Here is a 22,211-nt window from a genome sequence, read left to right on the forward strand (position 1 = left end):
CTCAGCTCACCACCTGTTCGCCCAGTTCCCACAGGTCCACGTCCGCGTCGGCGAGCTGGTGCGCGCCGACCGTCCGGCCGACGAGTTCGCGGGCGGCCATGATGTCCTCGCCGCGGTCCATGGCGAACGCCGCGGTGAGCACGTCGCCGGCGAGATAGAAGACGGTGAACTCCCCCGAGCGGGCGTCGCCGCGCACGACGAGTTCCGTCGTCCCGGAGGATGTTCCGGTGAACTGGATGTTCGTGTCGTACTGGTCCGACCAGAACCAGTGGGCGTCGTCGGCGAGCGAGGTGCGACCGACGATCGTGTCCGCGACGACCGCGGCCTGCCGGTTGGCATTGTCGAAGTGCTCCACCCGGACTCGGCGGCCGGCGCGGTCGGAGAAGCGGTTCGCGACGTCGCCGGCGGCGTGGATTCCGGGTACGGCGGTGCGGCCCACGGCGTCGACGACGATGCCGTTGTCGGTGTGGAGTCCGCTCGCGGCGGCCACGTCGACGTTCGGCGTGATGCCGATGCCGACCACGACCACGTCGGCCTCGATCGTGTCGCCGGTCGTGGTGCGGACCCGCACCCCGGCCTCGGAGGTCGCGACGGAGTCCACGCCGACGCCGGTGCGCAGATCGACGCCGTTGCGGCGGTGCAGGTCGGCGCAGAACCCGCCGACCGTGGCGCCCAGGACGGAACCCAGCAGGGCGTCGGCGTATTCGAGGACGACCACGTCGACACCGAGACCGCGTGCCGTTGCGGCGATCTCGAGGCCGACGAATCCGCCGCCGACGACGACCAGGCGCGCACCGGGGGTCAGCCGCGGGGCGAGGGCGACGGCGTCGTCGAGCGTCCGCAGGTAGTGCACGAGATCGGGGCGCGTCCCGGAGGTGGGGATCGTGCGCGGGCGTCCCCCGGTCGCGAGGATCACCGCGTCGGCGGCGACGGACCCACCGTCGAATTCCACGCTGCGCGAGGCGGTGTCGACGCGCCGTACCGTGACACCGGTCCGGATGTCGATATCGTTGTCGGCCAGCCACTTCGGTGTGAGCAGGGAAAGGGAGCCGACGGGTTCCCGGCCGGCGAGGAACTCCTTCGACAGTGGCGGCCGCTGGTAGGGCGCGTGCGGTTCGTCGCCGAGCAGGACGATGCGGCCGTCGAATCCGCGGCGGCGCAACGTGCGTGCGGCGACCGCGGCGACCTGGCCGGCGCCGACGGTGACAACGGTGCGTACGGTCATGACGAACTCTCCTCTTGCGAGCCGGGAACGACTCGGCGCGGTGCCGGATCGAGATAGACGGTGTCGCCCTCGACGGTCACGGGATAGGTCGGCTGGCAGAGGTCCTGGTCCTCCTCGTAGCCGGTTTCGAGGTCGAACCGCCACTGGTGGCCGGGGCAGATGACCCGCCCGTGCAACAGGGTGCCCTTGGCGAGCGAGCGGTCCTGGTGGATGCACAGGTCGGCGAACGCGTACACCCGGTCGTTCGCGTGGAACAACGCGATGCCGACGCCGTCGACCTCGACGCGCAGCTTGCGCCGGCGGGTCAGCTCCTTGACGGTGGCGACGGCGAGCCTGTCGCGGGTCGACCCGGGCGGGGCCGAGGCGGCGTCGGTGGACATGATTCTCCTTCGATCGGGGATGGCCGCCGGGACCGGTGCGGGAGGGCCGAGCAGTGGACCCTCCCGCGGTCCGGTCACGTCGGTCAGGCCGGAGCCAGCTCGAGGTCGGGAGCGACGTACGTGTCGTACAGACCCTTGGTGTACGAGAAACGCATCTCCGCGCCCCAGCGCACGAGCTGCAGGCAGCGCTGCTGCAACTGCGGGGTGTCGGCGCAGTCCAGCACGATCTGGTATCCGCGTTCGCCGTGGACGACATCCGAGGTGATGTGCAGGTCGAAGAACTCGATCTCGTCCTCGGTGAACCCGTACACCTCGCGCAGCGGCACGATCTGCTTCTTGTAGATGCTCGGCACCTGCGACTCGAGACCGACGACCAGGGCCGCGGTGGCGACCACGAAGTGCTCGCGCTGCGAGACCGCGTAGCACCACGCCTGCAGGCCGCGGGTGACGGCGTTCATGTTGTTCGGATCCTCGACGCGCTCGCGGGTGGTGCCGCACGCCTCGGCGAACTTGATGAGCAGGTCGGTGTGCCGGATGTCGGCCAGCTCCTCCTCGTACATGTTCTGCAGGGTGAAGTCCTTGGCGTCGGTGAACGTGTCGGGCGTGTTGGAGTAGATGTTCGCGAGGTAGTCCGCGAACGGGCCCACGTAGTGGTAGTGGTTCTCGGCCCACCGGGCGAAGTGGTGCTTCTCGAGCTTGCCCTCGGCCCAGGCCTTGCTGAACGAGGCGTCCTTGGCCTCGCGGCCCTTGATCGCGTTCTCGAGTGCGGCGCGGAACTCGTCGCGTCCGAGCAGTTCGGTCATGGTGGTTTCCCTTTCACGCTGTGTCGTGCGGTCGGGCTGGGGTTGATCCGCGACGTTGCGGAGAACGATCGAAATCGGCTGAGTGAAAGCCTGTTCCGGTCGGTTTCGAAACTAGTGCCGGCGTCGGGGTGCGGCCACGGCCACACTGACCGGAATGCGGCGCCGGCGGGGGTCGAAGTGCACAGTCAGTGCGCCACCGACGCGGTGATCGCCTCGAACTCCGCGAGCATCGCCGCACCGACGGCCTTGTCCTGCTCGCCGTTTCCGCCGCTGATGCCGACGGCGCCGACGATCTGGCCGTCGAACACCAGCGGGAAGCCGCCGACGAAGATCGCGAACTTGCCCGGCAGCATGTGGCTGATGCCGAAGGCCTCGTTGCCGGGCAGGGCCGGCCCGTTGGGCGGTTCGTTGAACAGGTGCGTGGCGCGTTCGTGGCCCGCCGCGGTGAACGCCTTGGCCATCGCGATCTCGACACCCGTCAGCCGCGCACCGGGGAGGCGGTGCAGGGCGATGACGTTGGCGCTCTCGTCGCAGACGCACAGGGTCTGCTTGACGCCGATCTCCTCCGCCTTCGCGCGGCCGGCGGCGAGGAGGGGGAGCGCGTCGTCGAGGGTGATGCGATGAATTCGATGCATGGGTCTCCACTTTCGGTCTGCGGGAGTACCGGCCTGGCGGAGCGGGAAGCGAGGGTCCGGCCGGTGGATGCGTTTTCGCCAGTGGGCTATTTCTAACAGGGATGCGGCCACGGAGGGACGGTCAGAATCACCCGTACCCGACACAATTCGTGTACAAGTTGCACATCGCCTGCGGACCTTCGACTCTGGTACTTGATGAAAAAGGTGCACGTCGTCCCTCGCGCCGGCGCCCCGCTCGCAGAAAGCAGGTCGACATGGAACCGAGCCCGCGCCTGACCGTCCGGGGTCTGCTCGACGAGTCGCTGATGACCGGGGCGCGGATCGCGTCCGGGCACACCGCCCTCGACCGCGCCCTCACCTGGGCACTGCCGTTCAGCGAGGTCATGGGCCGATTCGACGACCTCGATGCCGTCGCCGTGTACGCCCGTCCGGAGGCGCTCGCCGGCAACGTGCACGCCGTCGCGGCGTTGGCCGCGCGCGGCGCCGCCGCCCTCGTCGTGGACGGCTCGCTGCCCGCGACGACCGCGGACTCGCCGCTGCCCGCGGGACTCGTCGTCCTCGAGCTGAGCTTCCCGATCGGCTTCGCGGCGCTCAACCGCCTCCTGGCCGAGCGTGCCCTGACGCAGGAGGTGCACGTGATGCGCTACTCGTCGCACGTCCACACCACCCTGGCGGGGCTGCTGCACCGGGGCGCGGGCATGACCCTGCTCCTCCGCGAGGTCTCGGCCCTCGCGCACCATCCCGCCGTCGCGCTCGACGCGCGCGGGCACGTCGTCGCGGTCCACGGCCTGGACTCCGCGACCACGGACCTCGTCTCCGACCGGCTTCCGCGGGCGCTGGCCGAACGGCAGGGCGCGGAGACCACGAGTGGATCCGGGCACGGCCACGACACCCAGGTGGTGGAGCTGTCCGGCGATTCGGGACGCTGGACGTGCACCGCCAGCCCCATCCGCCTGGGCAAGCGGTTCGAGGGCTGGGTCGCGGTGCTCGCCGCCGGTCCCGGCCCGGGCCCGCACGAACTGGCTCAGCACGCGGTCGTCACCGAACAGGCGACGGCGATCATCGGCTCGGAGATGTTGCGGCAGCGCAGTGTGGACGAAGCGGAGGAACGCGCCCGCGGGGACTTCGTGCAGGCGCTCGTGCACGGCAGCTTCACCAGCCAGCACGACATGCAGGCGCGGGCCGGGTATCACGACATCGATCTGACCTCGACGTTCGCGGTGTTCGTCGCGGCCGGGCACGCCCCGGACGCCGGTGGTGCGGGCGTCGAGGGCTCGGGGAGCCTGCTGCGGCTCGCGCGGTACGCGGCGAGCGTGCTGCCGCACCCGGCGGTGCGGTCCTACGTCACCGTGATCGGGGACGTCCTCGTCGTCGTCCGTTCGCTCCGGTCGCACGACCGGCGCGACGTCGAGGCGGAGATCGAGAAGTATGCCGAGGCCATGGCCCTGGACCTGGAGGACCGGCGCGGCCGGCCGGTGCCGGTCGCGCACGGCGCGCCCGCCGTCGGCGCGGACGAGATCCGGGAGAGCTACCGTCAGGCCCGGGTCGCCCTGGGAATCGGGCAGCGGCTGGGCTTGTCCGGCGCCGTCTCCTACCGCGACCTGCGCGGCTACGGCGTGCTCGAACTCGTCGCCGAGACCGACCGCAGCCGCCGCCTGGTCCGCGACGTGCTCGGCCCGATCCGCGCCGGAACCGACCTGCACGACACGCTCGTCGCGTACCTGAGCGCGGGTGGCAACGTCAACGCCGCGGCGCGGGAGCTCAACGTGCACCGGAACACGATGCTGTCCAAGCTCGATCGCATCTCCCGTGCGCTGTCGATGGACGTGCGCCTGCCGGAGAACCAGTTCACGGCGTGGCTCGCGATCCGCCTCGAGCTGCTGGACCAGGTCCACACCGCCGTGGACCGCGAGATCAACTACCGCTGAACAACGTTCACACGCTTGCCAGTTCGGGGTCGCGGCCGAGGAAGGACGCGGCCAGCCCCGCCGCGACGACGACGGCGCACACGACGAACAGCACGGGGTACGACCACGAGTCCACCGCGATGGCCACCCACGCGGCGCCGACCGCCGATCCGCCGAAACGGATCAGGTTGAACAACCCCAGCCCGGTGCCCTGGGCTCCGGCGGGCGAGCGCGTCGACCCGGCCGCGGCCGGGGTCTGTACGAGCGCGCTGCCCACCCCGGTGACCGCGAGCACCGCGACGACCGCCCAGTGGTTCGTCGCCGCGGTTGCCAGGACGGCGGCCAGGGCCGACTGGGCGACGATCAGCACCGCCAGCCCGGCCCGCAGCACCCTCCGGGCGCCCAGCCTGTCGGTCGTGCGGCCCACGATCGGGGCCAGGACGACCATCACGGCGGGTAGCGCGAACAGGATCGTCCCCGCCAGTGCTGTGGACACCCCCGCGCCGGTCAGGTACAGCGGCACCGCGAGCAGGGTCGCACCGAGGCAGAACATCTGACCGAACGCCGCGATCGCGCTGCGGGCGAACCGCGGTTCGGCCACGAGGCGAACGTCGACGAACGGCACCTGCGTGCGCAGGCAGTGCAGCACGAACCACACGAGCACGACGGCCGCGCCCCCGATCAGCGCGAGGGCGACGGGCAGCGCCACGCCGGGCTGCGGGACCAGCGTCAGCCCGAGCACCAGCACCGCCGCGCCGAGCGTCAACGCGGCCGCGCCCGGGCCGTCGAGGCGCATGCGCCGGCCCTCGAACGCGGGAATCCAGCGCAGGGTCCCCGCGAAGCCGATCAGCGCCACCGGCACGAGCGGGACGAACACCCAGCGCCACCCCCAGTGGTCGGCGATCAGGCCGCCCATCGACGGTCCGAGGGCCTGACCGGCACCGTTGACCGCCGCCCAGGCCCCGACGGCCCGCGCCCGCCGCTCGGGCCCGAACAACCACGCGATCAGGCCCATCACGGCGGGCGCGAACGCGGCGGCGGCGACACCGCCCAGCGAGCGCCACGCGACGAGCACCGCCAGGTTGGGGGCCGTCGCGGCGCCGGCCGAGCACACCGCCGTCGCCAGGAGCGCGCCGCAGTACACGCGCCGGCGGCCGAAGCGATCACCGATCCAGCCGGCCAGCGGCATCGACGCCGCGAACGTCAACAGGAAGCCGGCGACGACGAGCACCCCGCTCTCGAGCGAGGTGCCGAAATCCGACAGGATCTCCGCCAACGGGACATTCACGACGTTGTTGCTGATCGTGCCGACCAGGGTTCCCGCCAGCAGGGCGGACAGCGCGAGCGGGGTTCCGGAATCGGCGTGCGCCGGGGCCGGAGTCGGCGCGGCAGTACGGGTGGTCATCTGTCTCCTGTGGCTCGCGAGCGATACGGCGGGGGCCGTGGCCTCACTGTCTCACCGCGCCCGGTACCGCCGCATCGGCGTCGAATTCGTAAACAGCACAGGCGGACGCGCCCGGAGTGTGCACCCTGCCCAAGGAATCGGGGTTCGCCCGGCGGAAACGGCGGAAGACACAAGTTCGTAGTAATTGTTCACGATCGCGCTACCGGAGGACACGGAAACGCAAAACAGGAACACACTGCACATCTACAGTTCGGGGCACTGTGCAAGGTTTGCGTTGACCAGGCATGAACGAGCGCGGAAAGTTCCACGAACACAGCCCCTCACTCGTTCTGCTCCTGACTTAGGACTCGAATTGGACGTACAACTCACAGCCGCCCACTGGGTCTACGTGGCCGGCATCGTCGTCATCCTGGCCACCATGGCCCTGCGGAAGAACATCGTGGTTCCCGCAGTCATCGGAACGTTCCTGACCGCCTTCGTGTTCTCCGGCAGCATCGTCACCGGACTGTCCTCGATCTTCAACGCCAGCCTCGTGGCCGCGAAGGAGCTGTTCAACATCTTCCTGATCATCGCGCTGGTGACCGCGATGCTCGGCGCGCTGCGGCAACTCGGCGCCGACCGGCTGATGGTCGCGCCGTTCCGCAGGGTCATGCGCACCGGCACCAGCAGCTTCGTCGTGCTGGCCGTCGTGACGTACGTGATCTCCCTGTTCTTCTGGCCCACCCCGGCCGTCCCGCTCGTCGGTGCCGTGCTGATCCCCGTCGCCATCCGGGCCGGCCTGTCGCCGCTGTCGGTCGGCATGGTCATCGCCATCTGTGGCCAGGGCATGGCCCTGTCGTCGGACTACATCATCAAGGTCGCACCGGGCATCTCCGCCACGGCGGCCGGTGCCGACGTCGACGCCGTGGCGGACAAGTCGCTCGTGCTGTCGCTCGTCGTCGGCGTGACAGCGCTGGCGATCACGTTCGTCGCGCAGCGCCGGACGTGGCGGGCGCCGTCGCCGGACCTGCTCGTCGAGTGGGAGGCCGAGGCCGACCGCGGCGTCGACGGCCCGGCCGGCGGCGGATCCGCCCCGAGCCGGCAGCCGGTGCAGCCCGAGCCCGTGGGCGGCGGCCCCGCCGGTGGCCCCGACGGTGCCGCGAGCACGGCGACGGCCGTGATCGTCGCCGAGCGTGACCCCGGCAGCTACGAACTCGCCGAGAGCAGGGGCACCGCGAAGGCGTTCGCGATGCTCGTTCCGCTCGCCTACCTCGCCTTCATCGTGTATCTGCTGCTGGGCAAGTTCACCCAGGTGGTGCCGCCCCTGCAAGGTGGGGACGCCGCGGCCATCGTCGGTGGAATCGCGGCGCTCATCCTGTTCGCGGCCGCCGCGTCCAACGACAGGGGCGGCTTCCTCGAGACCACCTCCGAGCACCTCGTCGATGGTCTGGTGTTCGCCTTCAAGGCGATGGGCGTCGTGCTGCCGATCGCCGGCTTCTTCCTCATCGGCAACCCCGACTTCTCCGGTGCCATCCTCGGCTACGCGGACGGCGAGACGGGTCCGGGAATCCTGTTCGATCTCGTCAACGCGGCACAGTCGCACCTGCCGCAGAACCCGTTCGTCACGTCGTTCGGCATCCTGCTCATCGGCGTGGTGGCCGGGCTGGACGGGTCCGGCTTCAGCGGTCTGCCGCTGACCGGTTCGCTGTCCGGTGCGCTGGGCCCGGCGGTCGGCATGGATCCGTCGACCCTCGCCGCGATCGGGCAGATGGGCAACATCTGGTCCGGCGGCGGGGTGATCGTCGCGTGGTCGTCGCTCGTCGCCGTGGCCGGATTCGCCCGCGTCCCCGTCCTCGACCTGGCCCGCAAGTGCTTCCTGCCGGTGATGGCGGGGCTCGTGCTCAGCACGCTGTTCGCCGTCCTGGTCTACTGATTCGCCTGCAGCGCGGTCACTCTCGCGCGGAACGGTGCTTGTCGCGCGCGTCCTCACGCGCGCGGCAAGCACCGACGCGCGCGAGGACCGGTCCGGCATCCCGCCGGAGGAATCCCACCGGGACGGGACGGGTGTCCCTGGCGACCGGGACGCCGGGCGCAGCAGCCTCTCCGTCAGGCGCAGAGCGCGCCGGTACGACGGGAGGGACACCGAACCGATGAGCACAGTGAGCGTGACGGAGGACGGACGCACGGCCGCACGGCGCGCGTCGTCGAGCGCCTGGGCATGGTCGGGGGCCGTTGCCGGGCTCGCCGGGGTCGTCGCCATCCAGGCGAGCATGGGTATGGGCGCCGCCTACGACGAATCCACGGCCGGCAACGCGCCCGCGATCGCCGAGGCGTTCGCGGGCGAACGAACCCCACTGCTGGTGATGCACCTGTCGCTCATGGTGTCGACGGTGCTGCTGCTGATCTTCGCCGCCGGCCTGCAGCGCCGCCTGCGGATCGCCCTGCCCGAGAACAGCCTGCTGCCGTCGGTCGCGGCGTTCGGTCTGCTGCTCACGGCGACCGCCGGACTGCTCGGCGCCGGCCTGGACACCGAGCTGCTGTTCGGGCTGGGCGAGCCGGGACAGATGGTCGCCGAGTTCGCCGTCGTCGGCGCGCACTGGGTCGGCACGATCCCGTGGCTGTGGGTCGGCGCGGGAGTCAGCGGCCTGGCGGTGGCGGCCGCGTCGCTGCGCCACGGCGCGACGCCGCGGTGGCTGGGCTGGGCGAGCGTGGTGCTCGGCGGCCTGACCGCGCTGCTCGGGATCTCCCCGCTGCAATACATGGCCGGCTTCGTCGGTCCCGTGTGGGTGCTCGTCGCCGGCATCGGATTCGCCGTCTCCGACAGGGCGCGCCGATAGGCTGCCGCGCGACGGATCCGGCCGCGGGGCATACTCACCGCATCATGGCTGTTGCGGACGCATCCGAGACGGCGGCGGGCACCGGTGGCGCACCGGTGCCCGCCGCCGTCGTCGCCGTGCTCTCGGGGGGCCTGGCCGTCGCGGCCCTCGTGGTCTTCGCCACCGCCCGCCCGGACCTCGACTCCGATCAGCTGTTCTTCCTCGTCGACGCCGTGGGTGCCGCGGTGTACGGCACCGTCGCCGGCGTGGTGCTGGCGCGCCGGGTGCATCCGGTGCCGATCCTGCTGTCGCTCGCATCGATCGGCGTCGGGCTCTCGGCCCTGAGCTACGCCTGGACGAAGCTCGCGGAGGTGCGGCCCGGGCTGCCGTTCGCCGGGGTCCTCGCGCCGCTGCAGAGCACCGCGTGGATCCCCGGCACCCTGGCGTTGTTCCTGGTGGTGCCCTGGCTGGTCCGCGACACGCCGCTCGACCGGCGCGCCCGCCTCGGCGTGCTCGCCGGTGCCGTGGTCACCGCGTGGTTCTTCTGGGCCCGTACCTTCACCGGCACCGCCGTCGGCTGGCTCGTGCTGCCCGTCGTCACGCTCGGCCTGCTCGCCGCTGCGGACATCACCTACCGGTGGCGGTGCGGCCCGGTCTCCGATCGCATCGGCCTGGGCTGGCTCGCGCTCGGCACCGCCCTGATGGCGGTGTCCTACATCCCGCTGGCGGTGCCCGGCCTGCCGTGGATGCTCACGCCGCTGCTGCACCTGGCCACGCAGGCGTTCTACCCGGTCGCGATCCTCGTGGTGGTGCTGCGGCAACGGCTGTGGGGGCTCGACCTCGCGGTCAGCCGCGCCGCCGTCGCCGGCAGCCTCGTCGCGGTACTCGCCACCGGCTACCTCGCCGTGACCGCCACCGTCGCCCTGATCCTGCCGACGGACGGATCCGTCGTCGCCCAGGCCATCGCCGCGGTCGCGGTGGCCCTGGCCGTGCAACCGGTGCGGGCCTGGCTGACCCGGCGCGTGCACACCCTCGTCTACGGCGAGGGCGACGACCCGGCGAGCGCGGTGCGCCGGCTCGGCCAGCACTTCGCGGGGGCGCAGACGCCGCGGCAGCTGCTCGAGGACCTCGCCGCCGGAGTCGGTGTGGCGCTGCGCCTCGAGTCGGTGACGGTGCGCCGCGGCGACGAGGCGCTCGCCCGATGGGGCACCCCCACCGGGCCCACCGAGCAGGTCGTCCTGCGCGACGGCCGGCTCGAGGTGACCGCCCCGCCCGGTGAGACGCTGGGGCCCCGCAGCTTCCGCGCGCTCGGCGAACTCGCCTCCGTGGTGGAGGCCGGGCTCGTGGTGCTGCGGTCCTCGGAGGAGCTCGACGCGGCGCGCGACCGGCTCACCGAGGCCCGGCTCGCCGAGCGCCGCACGATCCGCCGGGAACTGCACGACGGGCTCGGTCCGTCCCTCGCCGGTATCCGGCTCGGGCTGCAGGGCGCCCGCAACCTCATCGACAGCGACTCCGCCGGCGCCGCTCCGCTGATCGACTCGCTGCTGCGCGAACTCGACCACCAGGTCGAGGGCGTGCGCGAGCTCTCCCGGGGGCTGCTGCCGCCCGTCCTGGACGAGCTGGGTCTTGCCGCCGCGCTGGAGGAGATGTCGGCGGTCCACTCGCGCAGTGGATTCCGCGTCGACGTGGACGCCGATGTGCCACCGGGCCGGGGCGGGGCGGTCGTCGCCGCGGCGTACGGCATCGCCGCCGAGGCGGTCACCAACGCGCGTCGGCACAGCGGCGCCGACGGGTGCCGGGTGCTCGTGCGGGCGGCGGCGGACCGGCTCACCCTCGAGGTACGCGACGCGGGCCGCGGGCTGGACCGGAACGCGCGACGGGGCGTGGGGACGCACAGCATGCGCGAACGCGCCGAGGACGTCGGCGGCACCGTCGAGATCACGGCGGCGCAGCCGCACGGCACCGTCGTCACGGCGGACCTCCCGTGGGGCCCGTCGTGAACGCCCCCGCGGCGATCGCCGTCGCCGTCGTCGACGACCATCCGGTGTTCCGGCTCGGGCTCGTCGCGCTGCTGGGCACCCTCGACGGCATCGAGGTGGTGGCCCAGGCCAGTTCGGTCGCCGAGGCGCTCGAGGTGATCACCGCGGACGTCGACGTCGTGCTCATGGACCTCGAACTCGGGGACGGCTCGGGCATCGAGGCGACCCGGCAGCTGCTCGGGCGGTTCCCCGAGCTGCGGGTGCTGGTGGTGACGATGCACGAGGACGAGGAGTCGCTCGTCGCCTCGGTGCGCGCCGGGGCGCGCGGCTACCTCGTCAAGGGTGCCGACCCGTCGGGTGTCGAGCGGGCGATCCGCGCCGTCGCGGACGGCGAGGTCATCGTCGGTGCCGCCGTCGCCGCCAAGGCCATCGGGGCGATGGCCGCCTCCCGCACCCTGGCGCCGGCGGTGTTCCCGGAACTCACCGATCGCGAACGCGAGGTGCTGGACCTGATGGCGCGCGGGCACGACAACGCGACCATCGCCCGCCGGCTGGTGCTGAGCCCGAAAACGGTGCGCAACCACGTGTCGAACGTGCTCGGCAAGCTCGGCGCGGCCGACCGGTCGACCGCGATCGTGCGGGCCCGCGAGGCCGGTCTCGGGGCGTGAACGTCCGCTCGGTTCGGTCACGGACTCCGCTCGGTTCGGTCCTTCAGTCCGGGGCGCCCCGGCTCCTAGGGTGAACGAGGTCGGGCGTGACGGCTGTCACGAGCCGCCGCCCCTCGCATCCGCAAAGCACGGGAAGGAACCCTGCACTGTGACCTCCGAGGCATTCATCTACGAAGCCATCCGAACTCCGCGCGGCCGCGGCAAGAAGACCGGGTCGCTGCATTCGGTCAAGCCGATCTCCCTGGTCACCGGCCTGATCGACGAACTGCGCGTGCGGTTCCCGGACCTGGACGAGAACCGCATCTCGGACCTGATCCTCGGCGTCGTCGGACCGGTGGGCGACCAGGGTGCCGACATCGCCCGCACCGCCGTCACCGCGGCGGGCATGCCCGACACCGTGGGCGGCGTGCAGATCAACCGCTTCTGCGCCTCAGGCCTCGAGGCCGTGAACATGGCCGCGCAGAAGGTCCGCTCCGGCTGGGACGAGCTCGTCGTCGCCGGTGGCGTCGAGTCGATGTCGCGGGTGCCGATGGGCTCGGACGGCGGCCCGTGGGCCCTCGACCCGGCCACCAACTACGACACCTACTTCGTGCCGCAGGGTGTGAGCGCCGACCTGATCGCCACCATGGAAGGCTTCAGCCGCGAGGACGTCGACGCGTACGCGCTGCGTTCGCAGCAGCTGGCCGCGGCGGCGTGGTCCGGCGGGTACTTCGCCAAGTCCGTGGTGCCGGTCAAGGACCAGAACGGCCTGACCGTCCTCGACCACGACGAACACATGCGTCCCGACACCACCCTCGCGGGCCTGGCCGGGTTGCAGCCGTCGTTCGCGATGGTCGGCGAGATGGGCGGTTTCGACGCCGTCGCGCTGCAGAAGTTCCACTTCGTCGAGAAGATCGACCACGTCCACCATGGCGGCAACAGCTCCGGCATCGTCGACGGCGCCGCGCTGGTGCTCGTCGGCTCCGAGCAGGCCGGCAAGGACATGGGCCTGACCCCGCGCGCCCGCATCGTCGCCACCGCCACCTCGGGTGCGGACTCGACGATCATGCTCACCGGCCCCACCCCGGCCGCGCACAAGGTCCTCGCCGCCGCCGGCCTGACCGTGGACGACATCGACCTGTTCGAGATCAACGAGGCGTTCGCGTCGGTCGTGCTCAAGTTCCAGAAGGACCTGAAGATCCCGGACGAGAAGCTCAACGTCAACGGCGGCGCCATCGCGATGGGGCACCCGCTCGGCGCCACCGGCGCCATGATCACGGGAACGATGGTCGACGAGCTCGAGCGCCGCGGTGCCCGCCGCGCCCTCGTCACCCTCTGCATCGGTGGCGGCATGGGCGTGGCCACGATCATCGAGCGTGTCTGAAACTTCGGAAGGGACTGGGGAATTCACAGTGACTGAGAACAACATGATCGGCTGGGAGCGCGACGCCGACGGCATCGTGGTGCTGACCCTCGACGACCCGAACCAGGGCGCGAACACCATGAACGAGCTCTACAAGGCGTCGATGAAGGCCACCGTCGACCGCCTGGTCGCCGAGAAGGACGACATCACCGGTGTCGTGATCACCTCCGCGAAGAAGACCTTCTTCGCCGGCGGCGACCTGAAGAACATGATCAAGGTCGGCCCCGAGGACGCGCAGCGGATCTTCGACGAGGTCGAGGGCATCAAAGCGGACCTGCGCCGGCTCGAAACCCTCGGCAAGCCCGTCGTCGCCGCGATCAACGGCGCGGCCCTCGGCGGCGGTCTCGAGATCGCCCTGGCCACCCACCACCGCATCGCGGCCGACGTCAAGGGTGTGCAGATCGGCCTGCCCGAGGCCAGCCTGGGCCTGCTGCCCGGCGGCGGCGGCGTCACCCGCACCGTGCGCATGCTCGGCATCCAGACCGCGCTGATGCAGGTGCTGCTGCAGGGCAACAAGTACAACCCGGTCAAGGCCAAGGAACTCGGCCTGATCGACGAGGTCGTCGGCTCGATCGACGAACTCGTCCCCGCCGCGAAGGCGTGGATCAAGGCCAATCCCGAAGGCGGCGTGCAGCCCTGGGACAAGAAGGGCTTCAAGATCCCCGGCGGCACCCCCGCGTCGCCGTCGTTCGCGGCGAACCTGCCGGCGTTCCCCGCGAACCTGCGCAAGCAGCTCAAGGGCGCCCCGATGCCCGCCCCGCGGGCCATCATGGCCGCCGCCGTCGAGGGCTCGCAGGTCGACTTCGACAACGCGTCGAAGATCGAGGGCCGCTACTTCACCGAGCTGGTCACCGGCCAGGTCGCAAAGAACATGATCCAGGCGTTCTTCTTCGACATGCAGGCCATCAACTCCGGGGCGTCGCGCCCCAAGCAGGCCGACGGCACGCCGTTCCCGAAGACCACCTTCCGGAAGGTCGCCGTGCTCGGCGCCGGCATGATGGGCGCGGGCATCGCCTACGTGTGCGCCAAGGCCGGTATGGACGTGATCCTCAAGGACGTCTCGATCGAGTCGGCGCAGAAGGGCAAGGCCTACTCGGAGGGCCTCGAGGCCAAGGCGCTCGCCCGCGGCAAGACCACGGAGGAGAAGTCCGCGGCGCTGCTCGCCCGCATCACGCCGACGGCCGACGCCGCCGACCTGGCCGGCGCGGACCTGGTCATCGAGGCCGTGTTCGAGAACACCGGGCTCAAGCACAAGGTGTTCCAGGAGATCGAGGACGTCGTCGCGCCGGACGCGGTGCTCGGGTCGAACACCTCGACCCTGCCGATCACCGGCCTCGCCGAGGGAGTGAAGCGGCAGGAGGACTTCATCGGCCTGCACTTCTTCTCGCCGGTCGACAAGATGCCGCTGCTCGAGATCATCGCCGGCGAGAAGACCTCCGACGCGACGCTGGCCAAGGCGTTCGATCTCGCCCAGCAGATCCGCAAGACCCCGATCGTCGTCAACGACTCGCGGGGATTCTTCACCTCCCGCGTCATCGGCACGTTCGTCAACGAGGCGATCCGCATGGTCGGCGAGGGCATCGAGCCGGCCACGATCGAGCAGGCCGGTTCGCAGGCCGGCTACCCGGCTCCGCCGCTGCAGCTGTCGGACGAGCTGAACCTGACGCTGATGCAGAAGATCCGCAAGGAGACCGAGGCTGCCGCCGAGGCGTCGGGTCTGAAGGTGCCGCAGGACGATTCGACCACCGTCGTCGACTTCCTCGTCGACGAGGGCCGCCCGGGCCGCGCCGGTGGCGGCGGCTTCTACGAGTACGCCGACGGCAAGCGCACCCGCATCTGGCCGGGCCTGCGCGAAAAGTTCAGCAGCGCGCCCACCGACATCCCGATCCAGGACCTGATCGAGCGGATGCTGTTCATCGAGGCCATCGAGACCCAGAAGTGCTTCGACGAGGGCGTGCTGCGTACCACCGCCGACGCCAACATCGGCTCGATCCTCGGCATCGGCTTCCCGGCCTGGACCGGTGGCGTCGCGCAGTACATCGCCGGCTACCCGGGCGGTAAGGAGGGTTTCGTCAAGCGCGCCGAGGAACTCGCCGCCAAGTACGGCGAGCGCTTCACCCCGCCGGCGTCCCTGCGCTGACGCGCCCGTGCGTGGTTTTGGTAGCAATCGCTGCCAGAACCACACACGAGTTGTCCACAGGCAAGGGCTCCCGACCACGGTCGGGAGCCCTTGCCCGTCGCCGGGTCGGCCATCATCGACGGCATGGGGGACGACTTCGGGAAGAGCGAGATTCAGAAGCTGGTCGACGATCGGGCCGGCCTGGTCACACAGGCGGAGCTGACTGCGCTGGGGGTGGGCCGTGGAGCGGTCCGGCATCTGCTCGATACGGGACGGTGGCAACGTGTCCTGCAGGGCGTGTATGCCGTCAGCAGCGGACCGTTGACGCGGACCATGGTGCTCGAGGCGGCCCTGCTGTATGGGGGTGGAGCGGCGATGCTCAGTCACCGGACCGCGGCGGAGGTGTGGGGCATGCTTCCGGTCGACGACACCGCACCGGTTCACCTCACCGTTCCCGTGGGGAAGTCTGCGCTGCCGCAGCGAGCCACGGTGCGGGCACCAGGACGGAAAGCGAAGCTGCCGGTGTCGAAGCCGACTGCCGTTCTCCATCCGGGGGTAGTCGTGCACCGGTCACGGGCACACGCACACATCGGCGTCGATCGGTACTTGCCGCGCACGACCAAGGTCGACACCGCACTGGATCTGGCCACCGCGCAACCGTCGCCGCGGGAGGCGTACCTGTCGCTGATCGCCACCGTGACGAACGCCGGCATCCGACTGGCCGATGTGCGTCTGCGACTCGAGGAACGACCGCCGTATCGGTATCGGAGTTCGCTGGCAGAGGCGGTGACGTTGCTCGCAGACGGGGTGCAGTCCGTGCTCGAGTACCACTACGCGATCGACGTCGAGCGTGCACACGCTCTGCCCGTGGCGCGCCGGCAGAGTCCGGTCGTCGTGGACGGCAGGACCCTGTACGAGGACTGCACGTACGACGGCGCCGGATGCCCGCTCACGGTGCGGTTGGACGGCAGGTGGGTCCATTCGATGCGCGAAGTCGCCTTCCGTGACCGGCGCCGCGACAACGCCGCCGAGCTGGCCGGCCGGTCGCGACTGGTCTTCGGATATCGGGAGGTGGCGTCGTCGCCGTGCGACGTCGCGCGGGAGGTCGAGACGGTACTGACCCGGCTGGGCTGGGTCCGGGACGAGCCGAACCCCTGCAGCTGCCGTGCGCGGTTCTGGTAGCGGGCACTACCAGAACCACGCACGGGCGGCGGAGCCGCCTAGGCCACCCACCAAGGGCGCAGCGGGACGTTCGGCTCCTGGTCCGGGCCCAGCTTGACGGCCAGGACGTGGTGCAGCTGAACGACGTTGCGTTCGAAGCCGAGGCGGGAGCCGGCCATGTACAGGCCCCAGACGCGGGCGGTGCCCTCGCCGACCTCGGCGACGCAGGCGTCCCAGTCGGCGACGAGGTTCTCGCACCAGCCCTTCAGAGTCAGCGCGTAGTGCTGGCGCAGATTCTCCTCGTGCAGCACCTCGAAGCCCACGTCCTGGACCTCGGTGATGATGCGGCCCGAGCCGGTGAGCTCGCCGTCGGGGAAGACGTACCGGTCGATGAAGCCCCCGGCCTTCACGGGACCGCGGTTGACCGGGCGGGTGATGCAATGGTTGAGCAGCAGCCCACCCTCGCGCAGCTTCTCGTGCAGCCGCCGGAAGTACGCCGGGTAGTTCTGTACGCCGATGTGCTCGGTCAGCCCGATCGACGAGATCGCGTCGAAGCCGGTCTCGGGCACGTCGCGGTAGTCGGAGAAGCGGACCTCGGCGAGGTCGGTGAGTCCCTCCTCGACGATGGCCTTCTGCGCCCACTCGGCCTGCTCACGCGACAGGGTGACGCCGAGCACCTTGACGCCGCGCCGCGCCGCGTACCGGACCATCCCGCCCCAGCCGCAGCCGATGTCGAGAAGCCGGTCCCCGGGCTGCAGCCGCAGCTTCTCGAAGACGAGGCGGTACTTGTTCTCCTGCGCGTCCTCGAGGCTCTGCGTCTCCGAGTCGAACAGGGCGCACGTGTACGTCATGGAGGGCCCGAGGACGCGCTCGTAGAACGCGTTGGAGACGTCGTAGTGGTGGTGGATCACCTCGGCGTCGCGGCTGCGCGAGTGCCGCAGGCCCTCGGCGAACCGGCGCCAGCGCGGCAGGTGCTCCTGCGGGGGCGGCGCGATGGGCTTGAGCGTCTCCAACCCCAGCGAGCGCGCGATCTGGGCGAGCGTCAGCGCCGGCGGGCGCTGGAAGTGCAGGTCGCCCAGGGCCTTCAGGAGCTCGTACGGGTTGCCGGGGTGGACGCCCTCGGCCTCGAGGTCACCGGCGACGTAGGCGCGTGCCATGCCGAGGTCGCCGGGGGCCGTCGCCAGGTAGGTCGTGCCGCGCGTCGAGGTCAACCGCAGGCCGTACGGGGCGTCCGTGGGGCCGGCGCTGGAGCCGTCGTACGCGGTGAACCGCACCGGCAGCTCGCCGCCGGTCACGGTCTCGAGGATCTGGGCGAGGGTGAGCCGGCCGTCGTTCGTGCGTGGTTCTCGCAACGTGGTCATCTGTTGTGCACCGCCTTCGAGAAGAGGTCCAGCAAACGGGATTCGGGATCGTACCGCTTCTTCAGGGCGGGATAGTCCCCGCCGCCGTAGTAGAGCTGCTCGAACTCCGCGCGTGAATAGTACGAGTCGGAGTACAGCGATTTGTGCCCGTCGAGCTCGGCGACCTTGTGTTCGATGCGACGGTTCGCCGCGCCTTCGATCTCGCCGGGAACGGTCGGCACCGACGACCAGAAGCCGATGTTGACGTAGGTGCGCTTCGGCTCGAGCGGGTACAGGGGCCACGGGCGCTGGACATCGCCCGCTGCGGGTCCGTTCTCGCGTAACCGCAAGGGGCACAACCACACCGGATCGATCGGTATCTCGTCGAGGAACCAGCGCAGGAACTCCGCGGTCCGCTCGATCGGCACCTCGATGTCCTGCACGACGCGTTCGCGCGGCAGGTTGCCCTTGCGTCGCTCGATGCGGTCGGCGATACCGTAGCGGTGGTCGAGGGCGATCAGCTTCCAATAGAAGCTGCTGCGGAGCAGGTGCTTCGGCCACAGCCGCCGGATCCGGGGGTTCTGGGCGCCGAAGGCGCGCGAGCACCAGAACCAGTCGGTGTCCCACCGCCACAGGTAGTCCCGGATGGTGAGACGGTCGGTCCTGGGATGGTTGACGGACGCGTGCTGGATGGAGCGGTAGTAGATGTGCTCGCCGGTGTAGTCGCTGACCGGGCCGGGTGCGTCGGTCTGCGTGCCGACGGTCAGGTAGGACTCGGTCGCGGAGAACATCACTCCGTCGAGATAGTCGACCGGCACCCCGGCGTGCACCCGTTCGGTGGCGATGCGGTCGAGGGCGGACTGCATCTCGTCGAGCGAGTCGAACCGCAGGTGCCGCAGCGCCACGTACGGTTTCACCGGCTCGAGCTCGATGCGCAGGCGCGTCGCGTATCCGAGGGTGCCGTAGGAATTGGGGAAGCCGTGGAACAGATCCGCGTGCTCGCCGTCGGGAGTGGCGGTGACGATCTCGCCGGCCCCGGTGAGAATGTCCATCTCGAGCACCGACTCGTGCGGCAGGCCGTTGCGGAAGGAGGTCGACTCGATCCCGAGGCCGGTGACCGCCCCGCCGAGGGTGATCGTCTTCAGCTGCGGCACCACGAGGGGCGCGAGGCCGTGGGGGAGCGTCGCGTCGACCAGATCCTCGTAGGTACACATGCCGGCGACGTCGGCGGTGCGCGCGGCGGGGTCGACGGAGACGACCCCGCCGAGGCCGGACACGTCGAGGCCCGGCGCGTCCACCCGGGCCCGGGCCCGGAACAGGTTGGAGGTCTTCTTGGCCAGGCGCACAGGGGCGTCGGCTGGGATGGCGCGGTAGGAGCGCAACAGGCGCTCGACACCGGCCCGGTGGGCGGATTCTCCGCTCGGGGCTACGACTGACTTCGGCTTCTGCATACGACTCCCTGGGGCGACGCGCCGGTGGCGATCTTCACAATAGCCCCGCGGGCCCGGCCGGGCGCGACGATGAAGCAGGCAGGATGGGACTCGGTGACGGCCGCGACGTGAGCGGCCCACGAGACACAGGAGGAACAGTGGGACAGGTAAGCGCCAGCAGTTCGATTCAGCTCGCCGCAGCGCCGGAGCGGGTGCTCGAGGCCCTCGCGGACTACGAGTCGGTGCGTCCGCGCATCCTCACCGAGCAGTACCGCGACTACCGGGTGCTCTCGGGTGGTCGCGGCGACGGCACGGTCGTGCACTGGATCCTGCAGGCGACGAAGAAGCGGGCCCGCGACGTCGAGGCGCGAGTGGCGGTGTCGGGGAGCACGATCACCGAGCGGGACGCGAACTCGTCCCTGGTGACCACGTGGAGCGTGGTGCCCAACGGCACCGGTTCGACCGTGGTGACGTTGACTGAGTGGAAGGGCGCGGGTGGCATCGGCGGCTTCTTCGAGAAGACCTTCGCGCCGCTCGGGCTGCGCAAGATCCAGGAGCAGGTGCTGGCGAACCTGAAGCGCGAGCTGGACTAGAGAGCCTCGGCCGGTTCGCCGGCGAACGCGACGATCCCGGCGACGACGGCGGTGGCGTAGCGCTGCCGCCCTTCGGGGCCGGTCATCGTCGCGGCGTCCGCCGCGTTGCGCATGTTGCCGAACTCGACCAGCACGGACGGCCGTCGGGCCAGGTTGAGCCCGGCCAGGTCGTCGCGGCCGAGCAGGCCGTCGGTGCCGAGGTAGGTGGACGGGGTCAGGCCCGCGTCGACGAGGGCGTCGCGCACGGCGGTGGCGAGGGCGACGGACGGGCCGGCCTGCACCTCGTTGAGCGGGGGCGCCGAGTAGTTGACGTGGAAGCCGTGGCCGTCGGCCGGCCCGCCGTCGGCGTGCAGGCTGACCACGACGTCCGCGCCGGAGGCGTTGGCCTCCTCGGCGCGACGGTCCACGCAGGCGGCGACGGACGTGTCGTCGGGCCGGCTGAGCAGCACGTGCGCGCCGAGCCGCTCGAGTTCGGCGCGCACGAGCGTGGCCACGTCCCAGTTGAAGGTGTGCTCCGCGTAGCCGGAGTCGGTGCTGGTGCCGGTGGTCTGGCAGTTCTTGGTGCCGCCGCGACCGGTGGGCACCTGGGTGGCGATGCTCGCGTCGTTGGCGCCGTTGTGGCCGGGATCGAGGAAGACGGTGCGACCGGCCAGCGGCAGGTCCTGGTTCGCGGTCGCGGGCAGTCCCGGCAGGGACAGGGCCAGCACGCAGGTGGCGGCGACGGTGATCCGGCGGGACAGTCCACGCACGCGCATGCCGTCACGGTACCGGGGACGGACTACCCTGAGTTGCGAAATCCCGCGGAAAGGACATGCCTTGGAACCCGGTGGAATGCCCGACATGCAGCAGCTCCTCGCACAGGCGCAGCAGATGCAGCAGCAGCTGATGGCCGCCCAGGCGGAGATGGCGCAGGCGGAGGTGACCGGCCAGGCCGGTGGCGGCCTGGTGACGGCGACGGTGAAGGGGACCGGCGAGGTCGTCGGCCTGCACATCGACCCGAAGGTCGTGGACCCCGAGGACGTGGAGACGCTGCAGGACCTGGTGATCGGCGCGATCGCCGACGCGTCGGCGAAGGCGCAGGAGATCGCCTCCGAGAAGCTCGGCCCACTGGCCGGCGGGCTGGGCGGCGGCATCCCCGGTCTGCCCGGCTTCTAGAGGAGTCACGTGTACGAGGGACCGGTCCAGGACCTGATCGACGAGCTCGGCAAGCTGCCGGGCATCGGTCCGAAGAGCGCCCAGCGCATCGCGTTCCACCTGTTGTCGCTCGAGCCGCTGGAGATCGACCGGCTGCAGGCGGCCCTGCAGCAGGTGCGCGACGGCGTCCGGTTCTGCGAGGTGTGCGGCACGGTGTCGGATCAGGAGCGTTGCCGGATCTGTTCCGATCCGCGCCGGGACCGCACCCAGATCTGTGTGGTCGAGGAGCCGAAGGACGTGCAGGCCATCGAGCGCACCCGCGAGTTCCGGGGCCGCTACCACGTGCTCGGCGGCGCGCTCGATCCGCTCAGCGGCATCGGGCCGGACCAGCTGCGGATCCGCGAGCTGCTCACCCGCATCGGCAACCAGGAGGACGGCGTCGACGTCGCCGAGGTGATCATCGCGACGGACCCCAACACGGAGGGCGAGGCCACCGCGACGTACCTCGTGCGGATGCTGCGGGACTTCCCCGGCCTGACGGTGACGCGGCTGGCGTCCGGTCTGCCCATGGGGGGCGACCTCGAGTTCGCCGACGAGCTGACCCTCGGCCGGGCGCTCTCGGGCCGACGCACACTGTGACGGCGCCGAGGCGCACCGGGGAGCAGACGCGCCGCCGGATCCTCGACGCGGCGGGCATGGCGTTCGCGACGCGCCCGTACCGCGAGATCACCCTCAAGGACATCGCCGAGGACGCCGGGGTCAGCGCGCCGCTGATCATCAAGTACTTCGGCTCCAAGGAGCAGCTGTTCGACGCCCTGGTCGACTTCCAGGAGGCGGCGCGGGTGCTGTTCGACGGCCCGCTCGGGGAGCTGGGGGAGCGGATGGTCTCGATGCTGGCCCGGCCGCTCGAGCCGTACAAGCCGCTCTCGATGAACATCCTGTTCATGAGCGGGGCGAGCGAGGAGAGCAACCGCACACTCCGGGAGAACTACTCGAAGCAGATGATCGACGCGCTCGCCGCGCGGTTGCCCGGTCCGGACGCGCGGCTGCGCGCGGAGCTGGCGATGTCGATGGTGATGGGGCTGGCGATCATGCGGCGCCGGATGCTGGGGGAGCGGGCCACCGGTTCGGTGCCGGACGTGGTGGCGCGGTACGCGCCGCTGGTGCAGGAGCTGCTCGACGGGGCGGAGTGACAGACGGTCCGGGGTGAGACGCGGGTCACCTCTGTTGCGGGG

The 22,211-nt window shown here is 70.9% G+C and carries 20 protein-coding genes; 12 read left to right on the forward strand and 8 right to left on the reverse strand.

Annotation, left to right across the window (positions count from 1 at the left end):
* Position 1 precedes the first annotated feature (1 nt).
* The 4 genes from ISO16_RS19480 to ISO16_RS19495 form a co-directional block, all read right to left on the reverse strand.
* The gene (locus ISO16_RS19480; RefSeq protein ID WP_072634043.1) at positions 2-1,225 is read right to left on the reverse strand and encodes an NAD(P)/FAD-dependent oxidoreductase; all 1,224 of its coding nucleotides are present in this window, start codon (positions 1,223-1,225) and stop codon (positions 2-4) included.
* Positions 1,222-1,605 (reverse strand): Rieske (2Fe-2S) protein, encoded by a 384-nt coding sequence (locus ISO16_RS19485; protein WP_072634044.1) that lies wholly within the window; start codon positions 1,603-1,605, stop codon positions 1,222-1,224. The genes ISO16_RS19480 and ISO16_RS19485 overlap by 4 nt, the downstream gene beginning before the upstream one ends.
* A gap of 83 nt (positions 1,606-1,688) precedes the next feature.
* Positions 1,689-2,408, reverse strand: a complete 720-nt coding sequence (locus ISO16_RS19490; RefSeq protein WP_006943160.1) for a TenA family transcriptional regulator — start codon at positions 2,406-2,408, stop codon at positions 1,689-1,691.
* A gap of 185 nt (positions 2,409-2,593) precedes the next feature.
* The gene (locus ISO16_RS19495) at positions 2,594-3,043 is read right to left on the reverse strand and encodes a GlcG/HbpS family heme-binding protein (RefSeq protein ID WP_006943161.1); all 450 of its coding nucleotides are present in this window, start codon (positions 3,041-3,043) and stop codon (positions 2,594-2,596) included.
* Between the two features lie 254 nt (positions 3,044-3,297).
* On the opposite strand from ISO16_RS19495, the gene ISO16_RS19500 reads away from it, so the two are divergent.
* A complete protein-coding gene (locus tag ISO16_RS19500; protein WP_072634045.1) occupies positions 3,298-4,971 on the forward strand; it encodes a PucR family transcriptional regulator in 1,674 nt (557 codons plus the stop codon).
* 7 nt (positions 4,972-4,978) lie between these two features.
* On the opposite strand, the gene ISO16_RS19505 is transcribed toward ISO16_RS19500, so the two are convergent.
* Positions 4,979-6,355 carry an MFS transporter gene (locus tag ISO16_RS19505; protein ID WP_072634046.1) on the reverse strand — a complete coding sequence of 459 codons (1,377 nt, stop codon included), beginning with the start codon at positions 6,353-6,355 and terminating at the stop codon, positions 4,979-4,981.
* A 352-nt stretch (positions 6,356-6,707) separates the two neighbouring features.
* Between ISO16_RS19505 and ISO16_RS19510 the strand changes: the two genes are divergently transcribed.
* The 7 genes from ISO16_RS19510 to ISO16_RS19540 all read left to right on the forward strand — a co-directional run bounded on the left by ISO16_RS19510 (position 6,708) and on the right by ISO16_RS19540 (position 16,500).
* On the forward strand, positions 6,708-8,267 hold the full coding sequence (locus tag ISO16_RS19510; protein ID WP_072634047.1) for a hypothetical protein: 1,560 nt from the start codon (positions 6,708-6,710) through the stop codon (positions 8,265-8,267).
* A gap of 217 nt (positions 8,268-8,484) precedes the next feature.
* A complete protein-coding gene (locus ISO16_RS19515) occupies positions 8,485-9,171 on the forward strand; it encodes a hypothetical protein (protein ID WP_072634048.1) in 687 nt (228 codons plus the stop codon).
* Between the two features lie 44 nt (positions 9,172-9,215).
* A complete protein-coding gene (locus ISO16_RS19520; protein ID WP_072634049.1) occupies positions 9,216-11,150 on the forward strand; it encodes a sensor histidine kinase in 1,935 nt (644 codons plus the stop codon).
* Positions 11,135-11,797, forward strand: coding sequence for a response regulator transcription factor (locus ISO16_RS19525; protein WP_006947447.1), 663 nt, complete (start codon positions 11,135-11,137; stop codon positions 11,795-11,797). The genes ISO16_RS19520 and ISO16_RS19525 overlap by 16 nt, the downstream gene beginning before the upstream one ends.
* Before the next feature lie 148 nt (positions 11,798-11,945).
* Positions 11,946-13,160, forward strand: a complete 1,215-nt coding sequence (locus tag ISO16_RS19530; RefSeq protein WP_006947448.1) for an acetyl-CoA C-acetyltransferase — start codon at positions 11,946-11,948, stop codon at positions 13,158-13,160.
* Positions 13,161-13,188: 28 nt separating this feature from the next.
* Positions 13,189-15,339: a 3-hydroxyacyl-CoA dehydrogenase NAD-binding domain-containing protein gene (locus ISO16_RS19535; protein ID WP_029547131.1), complete on the forward strand. Its 2,151-nt coding sequence runs from the start codon at positions 13,189-13,191 to the stop codon at positions 15,337-15,339.
* A 123-nt stretch (positions 15,340-15,462) separates the two neighbouring features.
* Positions 15,463-16,500, forward strand: coding sequence for a type IV toxin-antitoxin system AbiEi family antitoxin domain-containing protein (locus ISO16_RS19540; RefSeq protein WP_065923560.1), 1,038 nt, complete (start codon positions 15,463-15,465; stop codon positions 16,498-16,500).
* A gap of 38 nt (positions 16,501-16,538) precedes the next feature.
* Here the strand turns inward: ISO16_RS19540 and ISO16_RS19545 are convergent, their stop codons facing one another.
* Both ISO16_RS19545 and ISO16_RS19550 read right to left on the reverse strand, forming a co-directional pair.
* A complete protein-coding gene (locus ISO16_RS19545; RefSeq protein WP_072634050.1) occupies positions 16,539-17,840 on the reverse strand; it encodes a class I SAM-dependent methyltransferase in 1,302 nt (433 codons plus the stop codon).
* Positions 17,837-19,270, reverse strand: a complete 1,434-nt coding sequence (locus ISO16_RS19550) for an FAD-binding oxidoreductase (protein WP_006947457.1) — start codon at positions 19,268-19,270, stop codon at positions 17,837-17,839. Before ISO16_RS19550 ends, ISO16_RS19545 begins: the two co-directional genes overlap by 4 nt.
* Positions 19,271-19,407: 137 nt before the next feature.
* Here ISO16_RS19550 and ISO16_RS19555 point away from each other — a divergent pair, with 137 nt between their 5' ends.
* A complete protein-coding gene (locus ISO16_RS19555; protein WP_029547133.1) occupies positions 19,408-19,842 on the forward strand; it encodes an SRPBCC family protein in 435 nt (144 codons plus the stop codon).
* Here ISO16_RS19555 and ISO16_RS19560 read toward each other — a convergent pair.
* Complete coding sequence (locus ISO16_RS19560; protein WP_083662374.1) at positions 19,839-20,597, reverse strand: Rv3717 family N-acetylmuramoyl-L-alanine amidase; 759 nt, start codon at positions 20,595-20,597, stop codon at positions 19,839-19,841. The genes ISO16_RS19555 and ISO16_RS19560 overlap by 4 nt on opposite strands.
* Before the next feature lie 76 nt (positions 20,598-20,673).
* Between ISO16_RS19560 and ISO16_RS19565 the strand changes: the two genes are divergently transcribed.
* The 3 genes from ISO16_RS19565 to ISO16_RS19575 are packed head-to-tail and all read left to right on the forward strand — an operon-like array spanning position 20,674 to position 22,169.
* Complete coding sequence (locus tag ISO16_RS19565) at positions 20,674-20,997, forward strand: YbaB/EbfC family nucleoid-associated protein (protein WP_050034469.1); 324 nt, start codon at positions 20,674-20,676, stop codon at positions 20,995-20,997.
* A 9-nt stretch (positions 20,998-21,006) separates the two neighbouring features.
* A complete protein-coding gene (gene recR / locus ISO16_RS19570; protein ID WP_072634051.1) occupies positions 21,007-21,615 on the forward strand; it encodes a recombination mediator RecR in 609 nt (202 codons plus the stop codon).
* On the forward strand, positions 21,612-22,169 hold the full coding sequence (locus ISO16_RS19575) for a TetR/AcrR family transcriptional regulator (RefSeq protein WP_006947463.1): 558 nt from the start codon (positions 21,612-21,614) through the stop codon (positions 22,167-22,169). The genes recR and ISO16_RS19575 overlap by 4 nt, the downstream gene beginning before the upstream one ends.
* Positions 22,170-22,211 lie beyond the last annotated feature (42 nt).

It is taken from the genome of Rhodococcus sp. M8 (assembly GCF_015654185.1).
GTDB lineage: Bacteria > Actinomycetota > Actinomycetes > Mycobacteriales > Mycobacteriaceae > Rhodococcus > Rhodococcus aetherivorans.